The sequence below is a fragment of the Aeromonas sp. 159 genome (assembly GCF_963862045.1).
Classification (GTDB): Bacteria; Pseudomonadota; Gammaproteobacteria; order Enterobacterales; family Aeromonadaceae; genus Aeromonas; species Aeromonas veronii.
The window spans coordinates 44575-57344 of the sequence record NZ_CAWLMI010000066.1; the positions used below are offsets into that span (position 1 = coordinate 44575).

At 50.7% G+C, this 12770-nt stretch carries 16 protein-coding genes; 10 read left to right on the plus strand and 6 right to left on the minus strand.

What is annotated here, in order from left to right; all coding sequences use genetic code 11:
- Window positions 1-48 precede the first annotated feature (48 nt).
- The 3 genes from fabA to AACR14_RS12270 form a co-directional block, all read right to left on the minus strand.
- Window positions 49-609 (minus strand): 3-hydroxyacyl-[acyl-carrier-protein] dehydratase FabA, encoded by a 561-nt coding sequence (fabA, locus tag AACR14_RS12260; protein ID WP_005336586.1) that lies wholly within the window; start codon window positions 607-609, stop codon window positions 49-51.
- Window positions 610-686: 77 nt separating this feature from the next.
- Window positions 687-2663 (minus strand): Lon protease family protein, encoded by a 1977-nt coding sequence (locus AACR14_RS12265; RefSeq protein WP_019446384.1) that lies wholly within the window; start codon window positions 2661-2663, stop codon window positions 687-689.
- Between the two features lie 49 nt (window positions 2664-2712).
- Window positions 2713-3105 carry a helix-turn-helix domain-containing protein gene (locus AACR14_RS12270; RefSeq protein ID WP_026035068.1) on the minus strand — a complete coding sequence of 131 codons (393 nt, stop codon included), beginning with the start codon at window positions 3103-3105 and terminating at the stop codon, window positions 2713-2715.
- A gap of 124 nt (window positions 3106-3229) precedes the next feature.
- On the opposite strand from AACR14_RS12270, the gene AACR14_RS12275 reads away from it, so the two are divergent.
- The 9 genes from AACR14_RS12275 to AACR14_RS12315 all read left to right on the plus strand — a co-directional run bounded on the left by AACR14_RS12275 (window position 3230) and on the right by AACR14_RS12315 (window position 10434).
- Window positions 3230-3481 (plus strand): hypothetical protein, encoded by a 252-nt coding sequence (locus AACR14_RS12275; RefSeq protein ID WP_019446385.1) that lies wholly within the window; start codon window positions 3230-3232, stop codon window positions 3479-3481.
- Complete coding sequence (locus tag AACR14_RS12280; RefSeq protein WP_026035069.1) at window positions 3468-5000, plus strand: replication initiation factor domain-containing protein; 1533 nt, start codon at window positions 3468-3470, stop codon at window positions 4998-5000. Before AACR14_RS12275 ends, AACR14_RS12280 begins: the two co-directional genes overlap by 14 nt.
- A gap of 34 nt (window positions 5001-5034) precedes the next feature.
- Complete coding sequence (locus AACR14_RS12285; protein WP_023583768.1) at window positions 5035-5355, plus strand: hypothetical protein; 321 nt, start codon at window positions 5035-5037, stop codon at window positions 5353-5355.
- A gap of 298 nt (window positions 5356-5653) precedes the next feature.
- Window positions 5654-5878, plus strand: coding sequence for a hypothetical protein (locus AACR14_RS12290; RefSeq protein ID WP_019446388.1), 225 nt, complete (start codon window positions 5654-5656; stop codon window positions 5876-5878).
- A gap of 111 nt (window positions 5879-5989) precedes the next feature.
- The gene (locus AACR14_RS12295; RefSeq protein WP_156808824.1) at window positions 5990-7435 is read left to right on the plus strand and encodes a hypothetical protein; all 1446 of its coding nucleotides are present in this window, start codon (window positions 5990-5992) and stop codon (window positions 7433-7435) included.
- Between the two features lie 6 nt (window positions 7436-7441).
- Entirely contained in the window at window positions 7442-7756 is a 315-nt protein-coding gene (locus AACR14_RS12300) for a DUF2523 family protein (RefSeq protein WP_019446390.1), read from the plus strand.
- The gene (locus tag AACR14_RS12305) at window positions 7757-8959 is read left to right on the plus strand and encodes a zonular occludens toxin family protein (protein ID WP_019446391.1); all 1203 of its coding nucleotides are present in this window, start codon (window positions 7757-7759) and stop codon (window positions 8957-8959) included. It abuts the gene before it with no gap.
- A 124-nt stretch (window positions 8960-9083) separates the two neighbouring features.
- The gene (locus tag AACR14_RS12310; RefSeq protein WP_156808825.1) at window positions 9084-9482 is read left to right on the plus strand and encodes a DUF6979 family protein; all 399 of its coding nucleotides are present in this window, start codon (window positions 9084-9086) and stop codon (window positions 9480-9482) included.
- Window positions 9483-10101: 619 nt separating this feature from the next.
- Window positions 10102-10434 (plus strand): hypothetical protein, encoded by a 333-nt coding sequence (locus tag AACR14_RS12315; protein WP_156808826.1) that lies wholly within the window; start codon window positions 10102-10104, stop codon window positions 10432-10434.
- A gap of 22 nt (window positions 10435-10456) precedes the next feature.
- Here the strand turns inward: AACR14_RS12315 and AACR14_RS12320 are convergent, their stop codons facing one another.
- Complete coding sequence (locus AACR14_RS12320; RefSeq protein ID WP_019446393.1) at window positions 10457-10807, minus strand: DUF3653 domain-containing protein; 351 nt, start codon at window positions 10805-10807, stop codon at window positions 10457-10459.
- 115 nt (window positions 10808-10922) lie between these two features.
- On the opposite strand from AACR14_RS12320, the gene AACR14_RS12325 reads away from it, so the two are divergent.
- The gene (locus AACR14_RS12325; RefSeq protein ID WP_019446394.1) at window positions 10923-11108 is read left to right on the plus strand and encodes a helix-turn-helix domain-containing transcriptional regulator; all 186 of its coding nucleotides are present in this window, start codon (window positions 10923-10925) and stop codon (window positions 11106-11108) included.
- 114 nt (window positions 11109-11222) lie between these two features.
- Here AACR14_RS12325 and AACR14_RS12330 read toward each other — a convergent pair whose 3' ends face one another.
- A complete protein-coding gene (locus tag AACR14_RS12330) occupies window positions 11223-11438 on the minus strand; it encodes a YodC family protein (protein ID WP_080764885.1) in 216 nt (71 codons plus the stop codon).
- 661 nt (window positions 11439-12099) lie between these two features.
- On the minus strand, window positions 12100-12438 hold the full coding sequence (locus AACR14_RS12335; RefSeq protein WP_005333109.1) for a hypothetical protein: 339 nt from the start codon (window positions 12436-12438) through the stop codon (window positions 12100-12102).
- Between the last annotated feature and the right edge of the window lie 332 nt (window positions 12439-12770).

A 12770-nucleotide genomic window follows, 5' to 3' on the forward strand; every position in this document is an offset into this window, starting at 1 on the left:
CGTTGTGGCCCCTTTGCGTTAATGCTGTTTTACCACCAATCAGAGAGATCAGAATGCGGTGGTATCTTTGAACAGGCCCACTTTCAGGTCGGTGGCGCTGTAGATCGGACGGCCGTCGACTTCGACCACTCCATCAGCAATCCCCATCACCAGCTTGCGATTGATGACGCGCTTGAAGGTGATCTTGTAGGTCACTTTCTTGGCAGTCGGCAGGATCTGGCCGGTGAATTTCACTTCACCTACGCCCAGAGCACGACCCTTGCCCGGGCCGCCTTTCCAGCCAAGGAAGAAGCCAACCAGCTGCCACATGGCGTCCAGACCGAGACAGCCAGGCATCACAGGATCACCCGGGAAGTGGCAATCGAAGAACCAGAGATCCGGAGTAATGTCGAGCTCAGCCAGGATCTCGCCCTTGCCGTGTTCGCCGCCGTTGTCATTGATCTTGACGATGCGGTCCATCATCAACATGTTGGGGGCAGGCAGCTGACTGTTACCCTCACCAAACAGTTCGCCACGGCTGCAAGCCAGCAGCTCTTCACGGGTAAAAGAGTTCTTGCCCTGTTCGCACAGGGAAAGGCGGGCTTCCATGGTGGTATTGTCTACGGTCACGCGGTATTTCCTTCAAATGGGTCAAAGCTGGGCCAATTTAGCTTACAGTTGTTCGCTAAACAACTCCGATCACTTCATCAGCGGCCAAACAGGCGCCCCAGCAGGGATCGCAGCAGTCCGACTTTGGCAGTGGAGCCGTTCAACTCGTCCAACCGCTCCTGAATACGGCCAAACAGGGTATCGGGCATATCAGGCTCACCGGCGACACAGCCAGTCAGCAACTCGATGGCCTCTTCCACATGATCCACCGGGTGGATGTGGAACTGGCCTGCTTCAACCGCTGTAATCACCTCGTCAGAGAGGTTCAGCTGCTGGATGTTGGTGCCCGGCAAAATGATCCCTTGCTTGCCGGTGATGCCGTGGATTTTGCACACCCGGAAGAAGCCTTCAATCTTCTCGTTAACGCCACCAACGGCCTGCACATTGCCAAACTGATCGACCGCACCGGTCACGGCGAAGTGCTGATAGATAGGCTGGCGGGCGAGGGCAGAGAGCAGGGCACACAAGCCGGTCAGTGAGGCACTGTCGCCATCAATTTCGTGGTAAGACTGCTCGAACACCAGATTCGCCGACAGGGGGGAGGGGTTCTCTGCACCAAATTTGTTGGAGAGATAGCCGTGGATAATCATCATCGCCTTGGCGTGGATATGACCGGCCAGCTCCGCTTTGCGCTCGATATCCGCCACATCGCCATCACCAAGGTGTACGGTAGCGGTGAGGCGCACCGGCTCGCCGAAGTCATAAGGGTGACCGGAGACCTGAATGACAGACAGGCCGTTGATCTGCCCAATCTCTTCGCCATCGGTTTGCAGCAGGATCTGGCCGTCGATAACCCCTTGGTCGGACTGCTCAACCAGATAGTTGAGGCGGTAATCCTGCTCCTCCAAGGCGCCACGGATATGCTCGTCGGTGACCACATCGGATCCCAGCTCCCGGGCCAGACTGTCAGCCATCCGCATGATGGCAGAGAGTTGCACTTCGGAGAGCGACAACCACTCCTGATGGTCACAGAGGCGGCTGGCATGACGACAAAGGGCGGCGAGGGCGGCTGGCGTGAAGTCCAGCAGGCTCCAGCGCTGGCGCAGCCAGGCCAGGTACTGCAGAAATTCCTGCAGATCCTCTTCAATATTCACCTCTGACACCAGATCCGCGCGCAGGAAGATGCGTTCGGACATATCCCGATCCAGCATCTGGAACTCGGCCACGTCCAGTCGGTCACCGACCAGGATCAGCTTGAGCTTGATAGGGGTTGCTTCAGGCGCGAAGAAGGGGGTCAGGGTTTTCCCTTCCTGATAGGCGTTCCAGTCCAGCTCGCCTTTTTGCATGGCATTTTTCAGTTTGAACCAGAGATGCGGCTGATCCAGCAGCTCATCCAGTTGCAAAATGAGGTAACCGCCGTTGGCTTCGCGCAGCAAGCCAGGCTCCAAAAGATGCTGGTTGGCATAGACAGAGCCTTGCTCTGTCTGGTAATTGATGGAGCCAAACAGGGTATCCCAGTTGAGATCACGGCCATAAATCACCGGCGCTTCCTGCGCTTCGTGGTGGATCAGCAGGTTGATCAGAATGGGGTGCTGGAACTCCAGACCCAATGCCACGTGAGCCGCCAGATCGGAGAGGAAATCATCGATTTTCGGATCATTGTTCTGCTTGCGCATGATGCGGGTCACGATGCGTTCGGCATCGAGATGGTGGCTCAACAGCTTGAGCAGCTCGCCAACCATTTCGCAAAACTCGACGCCGGTGCCCGGTTGCAGGCGCAGCCAGATAGGCTTGTAGGGGTTGTTCAGATTCTCGGTGTAGCAGAGATCAAACAGGTCACCATCCTTGCCATTGGAGTCGGCAATCAACGTTTGGCAAACGCCTTCGTAATCTGCGCCGGGGAACCCGTTGAGCAGCATGACCGGACAGTCACCATCAAAACTGGCAAGACGTTTGATGCCGGAAATGGCTCTGGGTTGCAGCGCAGCAAAGGGGATAGGTTCAAGCTCGCTGAGCTTGGGGAACTGTTCAATCGCAAAAGCGGGTTTTAATTGTTCTGATGTTAATTCAGCCACTTAAGACATCCGGTCGAAGATAGGATCAATTGTTGCCATTATACACAGTTCAATAAGTGGTGACAGGAAACAAGATATTCCATTTAACATAATATACATTATGCGCAGTGTTGTCTGGCCCGTGGCTGGGGGTCAGGAACATAGCAACCGCAAGGGCTACAGCCGTGCCTGTACCTTTTGTGTACTTCGCTAAAATGTCATACCAAGCGCGTTTTAGCTCGGGATCTTCTTCTCTGGCTGCTGCGAGACTTAGCATTACTTCTTTGACATCAAGGCCGACAGCCTCGGCAATCTTTTTTGCTGTTGCATCAGTGAGTTGCGCTTTGCCTCTGGTGAAGCGTGATATGTGAGATTGCGTGAAACCCAAGTCAGCGGCGACTTCCTGAAACTGGGTGAATTTTTTGGCTCTCATGTAAGCCTCGATCAACGATTTAGAGTCCATTTTTCTTAACTCCTCACTTTATCAATGGCCGTATCATAACCATTTTTGGCCTAAAAAAGCCCGTTGAAACTTACTTGCGAAATTGATCAAATGCCACTTGCCAACCTAATCAAGTGATTGATCTATGACCTACTCTAGCCCACAAAACCAAGATCTGCCTGCGCTCATAGAGCGCAAGGTCTATTGGCAGGCTGAACCGACCGGCGATCTCTCCGCCTGTGTCGCGGGTCAGGTTGAGATGTTTCGGGATCTGCATGAGCTGCGGGTCTATCTGTCCATGACGTACCCCGATACCGTGTTCGAGCTGGTCGAAGTGACCGAGGACACATGGCAAGGTTTCTATGATCAGGGAGTCTTTTTCGATGACTGGTCATAATTCCGTGATGCCGATAAATAGCGTTATCGGCACCAAAACCCTGATCGATTATCTGTCCTTCACCTGGGCGCCGACCGAGTTGCGCCAGATGACCGAGCTTGCCAAACAAGGTGCGCTCTTGAAGGCTATCCCGCGCTTTGACACCAAGGTAAAAGCCCTGCAAGCGGCGTTCTCTGAGCCTGCTGTCGAGGGTTTGCGTTACCTGTGGAAGCGTCCGGTTGGTTTCGCTCCCCTCACCCACTTCGACAAGGTGTCAGAGCGGCTCTGTGATAAGGCGCAGCGGTTGGGCGCAACCCCTGCCCCTACTGCGGCCCGTGTGTACGACAAGGCCACCGAGCGGTTGAGCCTAAAGGGTGTGGTCAAGTCCCCTGCCCCCGTCTTTACCCCTTCCATGACCGAAATGATGGAGCGGGCCTTGCACTCTAACTACCGTTCTCGGGCCGACATGCGCAAAGAGCTGAAAGCTGTCTGCGCATCCCTGCTCAAGTTCTCCCAGTTCGAGGTGGTCGAGGGTGCCAAGTATTGGGAAGCCTACAACGATTTGATCGACTGCTACGGGGTGCAATTTCTCGATGCCCTCTGCTGTTCCGAGATCGAGCTGTGGCTGGAAGAACTGAACACCAAGATCGGGGTGCCTATCCCTGAGCCTCGTTTCACTATGCGCCCTCGCCGCTCCGGTCTGCATGGTTACGCCAACTCGGCCGACCTGCTGTGTGATGGCCTCCCCTGTGGCCTGATTGGTTGGGGTGCTGCCAACCACGGTTGCATGGTGAGTTTTTCCGGCGTGGGTTGTGCCGCCCTCGATATGCAGGCTTTGCACTCTGTTATCTCTCACATTCCATCGGTTCGCATCACTCGGGTGGATTTGGCGCTCGATGACTACAGCGGTGAGGTGATCAGTTATCAAGGGGCCATTGATGGCGCTCAGGCTGGCGAGTTTCACCCAGAGCGGGGCCGTGCTCCGGCGTGGATGAAAATCGAATCCGGTGAGTTCGTTATATCCGAGATTGCCAAGGGCATCGTAAAGCGGTTTGGCATGGCACCGACAAAAGGTTGCTCTTTTTATGTGGGCAGCCGGATCAACGGTAAATGTGCTCGGGTATACGAAAAGGGTAAACAAATGCAATCGGCAGAGAACCCAAATTGGGTACGCGCCGAAGGCGAGTTACACAATAAAGACCGGATAATACCGCTCGATGTGCTGATTAACCCTGACCCTTATTTTGCTGGGATGTATCCGCAATTTGCCAAATGGCTTGATGCTATTAAGCAGTCGGAATCTGTTCCGGTACGTGTGACCACTTTTAAAAACAAGTTCAAGACCAGTCGGGACAATGCAGTTTTCCATATGTCTCGGATGGCGGGCCGCCTTGTTAATTGGTTAGCAAGTGTTGAGGGGCTCGCCCCTGAAACGATTGTTCACCAATTAACAGCGCATCTTAAAGAGGATGATATTCCAGCGCGGTTAAGAATGCCGCTACCACCCGAGTTTATATCGGGTGAGCATTGTTTAGTTTGACCTATAAATCAGGTTCTTCAACGAGGTAAATATTATGTCCCTGCTCACTGGTGTTTTGGTAACTCGTGTTACTCATGGTTATGGTGTGTCCCGTAAATCTGGCGCTCCTGTCCCTTATGATTTCGCGCAAGTGGAATATTTGGCTCCGGCAAATAACGTCAACAAACCCGAGTGCAATATCCACTCATGGGGTTATGAAGTTCGCCAACTGGCCCTTCGTAATGATGCGGCGACTATCAAGGAAATGGCCGACTGCCCCAAGCTGGTCGCCATTGATCTTGTGCTTGAAGCAGATCCCCAGAATCCGACCCGAAATGTGGTTGTTGGCTTCCAGCCTAACAAAAAGCCGGTATAACCGCCGCGCACCGAGGAGGAGGAGCGAGAGCGCGCAGCGAGCGACGACGAGGGCGCGATAATGCTTTGTCTAGATATTACCTCCGAGGGATATGCTCGATTATCCGAGGGGGATGCTTGTAAATATGTGCTCCTGACTGTTCAGGAGCATTCCAGACTCACGGATATATCAAACTGGTTCCAGTTCGATATATCCACTGTGGGGATTGCCTTTGGCTCTGGCCTTGCTGTCTGGGTCTTGGGCGTAAAATTGGGCGCAATTGCCCGTGTAATTGTTGGTGCAAAACGAGGATAAAATAATGAAAAAAGTATCAGGCTTGTTCCGTAATGCTTGCATTGCGGCTGTGTGTGGTCTGTCTGCTAATGCTGCTATGGCCGAAGGTGGTACTGGCCTCTCTGATGCCGCAGCCAAGGCAATGGAAGCCGCGCAAGCTGACGTCACTAACACCTCTCCCAAGGTGTTGCTGGTAGTCGCACTGGTGACCGCTACAGGTATCGTTATTTCCCTGATCCGTAAAGCCTAAACCATGTCCCTGCTTATCGGGACACTCTGGTTTTTGTTCTTTGTCGAGGGATGGCGAACATCCTTCTCTATTTAAGGCGGCTCCGGTCGCCTTTTTTATATTGGGGGCTGTGTGCGCTTAGGTTGGCTTTTACTGTTATTTCCATCGGCGGCATTTGCAATTGCGGGTTGTCCTGTCGGTGTGCAATTGGGTAACGTCACGATGGCAACTCCATTGCCTGTTTGTCTTAAATTTGAAGGCTCTCAGCTTGGTGGCTGTTTGGTTGCTTGTAATGGAGTGTGTGTAGAGTTGCCGCTGGCAAATACCAAGGGGCCAGTAGAGACTACCGGAACGGCTTGCAGTATTACCGAGAATGGTAGTGGCAACGGTGATTCAGATGGCAGTGGCAATACGCCAGATGAAGGTGCTTCCGGCACTAAGCCTATTTCTGGTTGGCTTGACTTTGAACCTGTGATTGGTGATGCCACCGGAACATCTGTTTCGGGGGCCGTTGCCAAACTAAATAAAAACCTTGGTGTTGCTCTGCGTCAGGTTGTTGAAGGTTCTAAACAGGATTCTGGCAATCTTAATTCTATTGCTCATAGTGCCGAGTCATTTTCTCGGGATATGAAAACTGCGCTTTATCATCTTGAACGAACAGCTAACGAAACATTTTATTCAAAAAATACTCTCATGGATATCATGGGGCGTATTAATACATCCAATGATTATTTAGAGAAGATCAGTAAACTTGATTCTTCCTCTGGGGCTGCTTCAGGTGCGACTGGTACAGGTGGCAATTTATCAAAGGAATTCGAGGACAAACTTTTTGGCACTTTGGATTCCATGCGTTATGGCTCTTTGAATAACATAGATTTCAAGATGAGCGATGTTAAAGGCCATTTGGCTGCTATTGAAGGTGCTTTAGGTCGTAATGGCATGGCCGGTAATGTTTACGCCATACGTCAGCTGATGGAGCAAATGTCGTCAGGTTCTTCTGGTGGTGGCTCAACGGGCGGTGGTTCTACTGGCGGCACTACTGGTTCGCCCAATCAAGAACAGCTGTTCAATATGCTTGAGGCTATCAACGACAATATAAGCAGAACTGGCGGCACGACTGCCAATAATTCTGGTGATCTGTTGCAGGCTTTCTATGAGTTGCAGCGTCAGCTGGCATCCGGCGAGGCTGGCGGTGGCTCTGGTGGTGATGGTTCCAGTATTGATTACTCCAAGCTGCCAGGCTCTGGGGACAACCCGCTTTCTGTGAAAGAGGCTAAGTATTCTTCTGCATGTTCTGGTAATGACTGTTTCTTTGATGTGGCAGCCATTCAAAAGAAACTGGATGAAGCAAACAAGGCTATCTCTGACAAATACAAAGATATTGGCGATGAAGTCAGGGATATTTTTGATTTTCAGCTTTCCGGCTCTGCTGGGGTTATCGAGTGCTTCGACTTTTTCACTTATGGCGGAAAAGACTATCGGGTTTGTCCACCTGCAAAAGAATATTGGAACATCATCGCCGCGCTGATGATGTTTATTTTCTACTTCATTGCGTTCGCAATTGTATTTAAGAGGTAACACGTCATGGAATGGCTTGGTGAGTTCTTTAATTCGTTCTTCAACGATATATATCAACTGGCTGTGCAGTTCGGTGCATGGCTGGCAATCAGAATGGCGGTGCAATGGGTAGAGTTTAAATTGTTTATGCTCACCTTCACATGGGACGTTGCCAAGCAAATTTTGGTGAACGTTCACTTTAGTGAAATGATCTCCCAATCCTTTAATGCCCTCCCCGCCGACTTCCGCTCGATGCTGCTCTTTATCCATCTGGATAAGGGGTTAGCCATCCTGACGCAAGCCTTCGTTACCCGCTTCCTGCTGAACATCATGGGGTGGTAAATGTCCATCAAGATCCACCACGGCGCGCCAGGCTCTTACAAATCATCAGGGGCTATCCACACCGATGTGATCCCCGCCATCAAGGCAGGCCGCCACATCATCACCAACGTTCGCGGGTTCACCGCCGAACGCTGCAAAGAGGTACTGGGTAAGGCTGTGCCCGATGAGTTCAAGGTGACTTACATCGACACGGAAGCCCAAGAGGGCCGCGACCACTTGGCCCGCTTCTACCACTGGGCACCGAAGGGGGTGTTCTTTCTGGTCGATGAAGTGCAGCGGATCTTTCCGCCTGCATGGCGTCAGAGCGACTTAGACCGACTCGATTATCCGGGTGGGCCAGAAGTCGCCAAGGCTGACGGGCGACCGGAAACCATAGACGTTGCCTTTGATATGCACCGTCACCACAACTGGGATTTCGTTTTTACTACCCCGAACATCAAGAAGGTTCACGCCGTGATCAGGGCCGCGTCAGAGACGGCGATCAGACACACCAACATGAAGATATTGGGCTTTGGGAAGCGCTATAAAACGGTCTTGCATCTGGCGGACAACAGCGGCGCATCCATGTCCGATGTTCTGCAGGCCAAGCCATTCAACAAGGTGCCCAACTATGTTTTCAAGCTCTACGACTCAACTACAACAGGCCAAGTCACGGATACAATCGCGGGTAGCTCGATTCTGCGAGATCCTAAAATTCTGTTTTTTCTGGGTGTTATTGGATTCTGTCTCTATTTTGGCCTCATCAAGCCGGAATTTATTGATAAGCCTAGTAAGGCCTCTGCGCCCTCTCCTACCGCTGCTGCGACTACTGGGGCGGTGGGTGCTTCGCCCACTGCTGGGGTACGTCCTAGCGGCGCTCCTGTTGCGTCTGATAGCGGGGTTCTTTCTGTAGGGCCGTTTGCAGGGCATAAGCTGATCATCAGTTGCCATGTGTTGGTAAAGGATGAACGGGGATCATATCGGGTCGAGTATTGCTTTGCCCTGCGCAAGGGTGACGATGTGCAACCCGTTTACAGTGACGACTGGCCGGATCAACTGGCCAGCGTGGACGCTATGAGCGCTTGCCATGCTGTGGTGAAGTATCAGGGTAAGCCTGTTGACGTTTATTGTGATCCAGAAGGTGACGCCCTGCGCCGTAAATACAATGCTGCCCTCTTTGCTGGCGGTGATACCAAAAACAAACCAAGTGATGACCGGACATAAATTACATAACTGCGTCACTGCATTTTTTATGTTAAATAAGTTTCCAGCTGGGTTTATCTTGAATGGGTTTGCCAATATGGGCACTATAAAATTTTGAGATTTACTAACTCTGAGGGTTATGGGAATGAATAAGACAGTATATGGTATTGCTGCAGTCGAGGCCGCTGGCTTGGTGAGTTGTGGTACTATGCCGCGAGAGGCTTGGGATGCAGCAGTTAAGGATCTAAGTGCATCATCTCGTGACAAGGGTTGTCCAAGGAATGCATTTATTGGTTTATGTGATATGGGTTATGTTTGCAAATCTAAACCGGTTGTTTTTGACGCTGATGGGCTGGGAAAGAATGCCCGCTATGCAGTAGAGGCCGTTCGTATTTTAAAGAATACAAATTTTAATTATAAAGCAAACAAGCTTTGGCATACCGTTGTACAAAAAACTGATAATCCTGAAAAAAAACATAATGGCCAGATGCATGTTGTGATGGCGCTTATGGATGCTCGGCTGATTGATTTTAGCAGAGTGTGATTGTAAACAGAGAATAGGGGCGGTAGCCCCTACAAGCCGCCCTCTGCTGTCCATTTGACCTCCAAAAGCCTCGCGGCGGAACACGCCCATCTACCCGAGAGACTGGATCACCCCCTTCCCTGCCAAACCGATCTTTAATGCCCCAGTCAGAGCGACCAGTCGTAAGGGTTGAGGAAGGAGCGCAGCGAGGACGAGACCCTGTAGGCTGTAGGGCGCGGGTGGTGACAGCCTTATCCTCCTGTCGTAGACAAGCCGCTCTCAAGGTCTTTCGCCGTCTTTGTCTCTTTGGTTGGGCCCCCCGTGTAGTAATACGGGGGGAATACTACCCCTTCCCTCTACCCCTACCGTCTACCCCCCGCCCCTTCCCGTTCTGCCCTTGACCACTCGATGGTGGGGCCATACGGGCAACCACTCGGCTAAGGCTTACTCGGGCGAGTGTTTAGTGCAGGGGCGTTCTTACTAAAGCGCGGGGGGCGCAGCCTCCAGCTTTTGCGGCGCTACGCGCCGACATATGTTTTTTCTATCAACCCATCTTAATGATAGTTGTTGATTATAATTGACACAGTTGACAGTATAGTTTCTGGTTGTGGTAAAGCCATTGATAACAAGAGGGATTCTTATGGATACAACCTTAAAAATACTATGTCATTTGTTTAGTTTTGACCTTCTCAAGAATGCTAGCCCGATGGTTGTTGCCTTGGCTCATCGTTCAATTCGGTTTGGCTTTGATAGTCTATCTGTAGAGCAGAAATTGATTCTTAAACCCTTTCTATCCGTTAAGTGTTCTGGTTATGAAGATGTGGATGGTGCGCATCAGTGTTCGAAGGTGTTAGAGGGTGAAGATCTTTTGGAGGCTTATGGAGCATCGGGCGGGTCTTGGTTCATTCAATGTCGTCACTGTCACGCAGCAACGAAGTGCATTGCTTATTGCGCTTCGGCGGATGATAAATAAATGGGGGCCGTAGCCCCCAAGCTCACATTACGCCAAGTTTCTTTCTCCAATAGAAAGCAGCCATTTGCCGTTCGGATCGCTCCACCTGGATGATGGCAATCGCCTCTATCCTGCGTCTGTCGAATCTCACACCTGTTGGTGATACAAGGCAATCATTCATCATTCGCCAACCTTCCCAGTCTTTCCAAATTGTGGGCAGTTCTCTCCCTGAAGCCATACGCATTAGCCGTTTATAGACAGGTGGGATCTCTTTGCCTTTATCCCAATATGTGACCTGCCTCACAGAAACAAAACAAAGATTGGCCGTTTCTTCAATTGATAAACCGCACTCAAACCATCGAAAAATGAAGTTTTTGGTCAACTCTCGTTCCATCCAAGTAAATACCTGATAAACCAGCAAAATTGCGTGGATTGGCTTATCGGCGGGTTTCGGATGGGCATTTAACAAAACGTCGCATTATGCGCAATGAAGGGTGCGGGAGGACGGAATGAAGAGAACCGAACAATGGAGCCGCTTTGATGCGGTTGACTGCCTGGCCACCGAGGCCGATATGGTTGCTTATCTGCAGGCAGCTCTTGAAGATGGTGATCCGGCGCTGCTGACTGCGGCGTTTGATGATGTGGAGCGTGCTCGCGCCAAACTGCGTGGCCAACCGCGCTACACACTGGAATAACTGCTGGCACAGTGTGACCCCAATGCCACGTCACTTAGTGAAATGGATTGGGGTCCAGATTACGGAAAGGAAATTTGAGAATATCTTTTCAGTATTCGGCGATACGTTTGTGGGTCAATCCCACAATTTGACTGAACCTGCTTCGTTTGCCGGCTCGTTCTTGGGTTCAGGTCGCAGGCTAACTGCTGCAGATGGATAAATGCCCTGATTCTCTTGACCATTAAAGAACCACTTACAACGCAGTTCATTATCCAAAGCATCTACATAGGTGACTGTCATGTAAGGGCCACCACTGTTCAAATAAACTACATCGCCAATGCTGTATGTCATTTCGAAGTTTCTCCATGAAGAAGTAAATAGGCCAAGTTAAGATGGAGCTGGAAAAAAAATGATTCAAGTGATCAATAGCATGGAGATGCCGATAACCCCATTTATCGGCATCTATGTGAGAGATAACGTTGAGTGGATTTAACCACTACGGCGACACAACTCCTGTATTAATGCGATCCATGACGAAGAACCATCATGGACACCTTGATCTGCCAAACGAAGAAGATCCTCACCTAAAGCAGACAATGCATCGTGCTTGGAGCCATAGTGTTGGCAATAGGAATTGGCGAGTTCAACCAACTGCTCATTTAGCTGTACCCTAACATCTCTTGGAACTATGTCCCCTCCCCTTAGTCGATATTCTGAAACCACAAATGTCCCATTTTGAGACAAGAGTTCACTATTAAATCAATCCGTTGTGCGGAATCCCCCTCACTTATTGAGCGTTATGTTTGATTTTCACCGTTATAACTATCGTCATTACCGTGAATATTCTTGGAAATATCTGTCCCCTACTTGAGAGGTCTCTCTCTGGAAATATTGATACTCCTTCTTGTAAAACAGCCATAAAAATGCCGACTATCGCGATAGATTCCCCTCCCCTTAATCCTCACAGCTTATTGTTGTGGCTGGCATGATTGCGACTTTTTTGGAAGTCGGGTCAATTCATATTCAAGGCACGTTTGGCGATGGCCAATGTGGGTGGCTGGCAGGTCAAGTAGAGGTTGCTGTTAAACTGCTGCAATATGCGTTTGAGCTCGTTCATATCGTCGGGATGGAGGGTTAAGGACCAGAGTGCTCTGGGCTGGCCATGATGGAGGCCATTGGTATAGATAATGGTGCAATCTTCGATACGCAACTCTTTGCAGTGGGCCTCCATCTGCAGGCCCACATCCGGAAACCAGATATGCAGTGTGCCTGAAGAGATAAAGGTGAACTGGGCCATGAGCGACCCTTTGCCAACGATCCTGAAGGTCTTTTCCACCACTGCCACTTGCATATCCGCTCCTTGGCTTCTCGTTAATATTGACATCAATATCACCAATGATGACTGGATATGCAAGTGTGATAACAAGGCGCTGTTCAATCCGAATATGATTGCTTCCGGCATGTTACTTAGCTTTCGGCATCGGGTGGTCTCGGTGTTTCAGCAAGCAATTTTGTTTTTTTGCTTCTCTGTTACGCGATAAATATGTATGCCGCAGATGAGAAGGTGCCTATTCTTAATCATCCATGTGAGCCACAAATATTCCCTGAACCGATTGCCATCCAGAGAAGTACAACATCGCTGCACCAACTTCTATGACATCCCAAACAAGCCATTCTGTGCTC

Excerpts from the sequence above, each read along its gene's own strand:
- AACR14_RS12335 (WP_005333109.1), bottom strand. The coding sequence starts at position 12,438 with ATGCAAGTGGCAGTGGTGGAAAAGACCTTCAGGATCGTTGGCAAAGGG.
- AACR14_RS12275 (WP_019446385.1), top strand. The coding sequence starts at position 3,230 with ATGACCTACTCTAGCCCACAAAACCAAGATCTGCCTGCGCTCATAGAG.
- AACR14_RS12310 (WP_156808825.1), top strand. The coding sequence starts at position 9,084 with ATGAATAAGACAGTATATGGTATTGCTGCAGTCGAGGCCGCTGGCTTG.
- AACR14_RS12330 (WP_080764885.1), bottom strand. The coding sequence starts at position 11,438 with ATGACATACAGCATTGGCGATGTAGTTTATTTGAACAGTGGTGGCCCT.
- AACR14_RS12280 (WP_026035069.1), top strand. The coding sequence starts at position 3,468 with ATGACTGGTCATAATTCCGTGATGCCGATAAATAGCGTTATCGGCACC.
- AACR14_RS12305 (WP_019446391.1), top strand. The coding sequence starts at position 7,757 with ATGTCCATCAAGATCCACCACGGCGCGCCAGGCTCTTACAAATCATCA.
- AACR14_RS12300 (WP_019446390.1), top strand. The coding sequence starts at position 7,442 with ATGGAATGGCTTGGTGAGTTCTTTAATTCGTTCTTCAACGATATATAT.
- AACR14_RS12270 (WP_026035068.1), bottom strand. The coding sequence starts at position 3,105 with ATGGACTCTAAATCGTTGATCGAGGCTTACATGAGAGCCAAAAAATTC.
- AACR14_RS12315 (WP_156808826.1), top strand. The coding sequence starts at position 10,102 with ATGGATACAACCTTAAAAATACTATGTCATTTGTTTAGTTTTGACCTT.
- AACR14_RS12325 (WP_019446394.1), top strand. The coding sequence starts at position 10,923 with ATGAAGAGAACCGAACAATGGAGCCGCTTTGATGCGGTTGACTGCCTG.
- AACR14_RS12290 (WP_019446388.1), top strand. The coding sequence starts at position 5,654 with ATGAAAAAAGTATCAGGCTTGTTCCGTAATGCTTGCATTGCGGCTGTG.
- AACR14_RS12285 (WP_023583768.1), top strand. The coding sequence starts at position 5,035 with ATGTCCCTGCTCACTGGTGTTTTGGTAACTCGTGTTACTCATGGTTAT.
- AACR14_RS12320 (WP_019446393.1), bottom strand. The coding sequence starts at position 10,807 with ATGGAACGAGAGTTGACCAAAAACTTCATTTTTCGATGGTTTGAGTGC.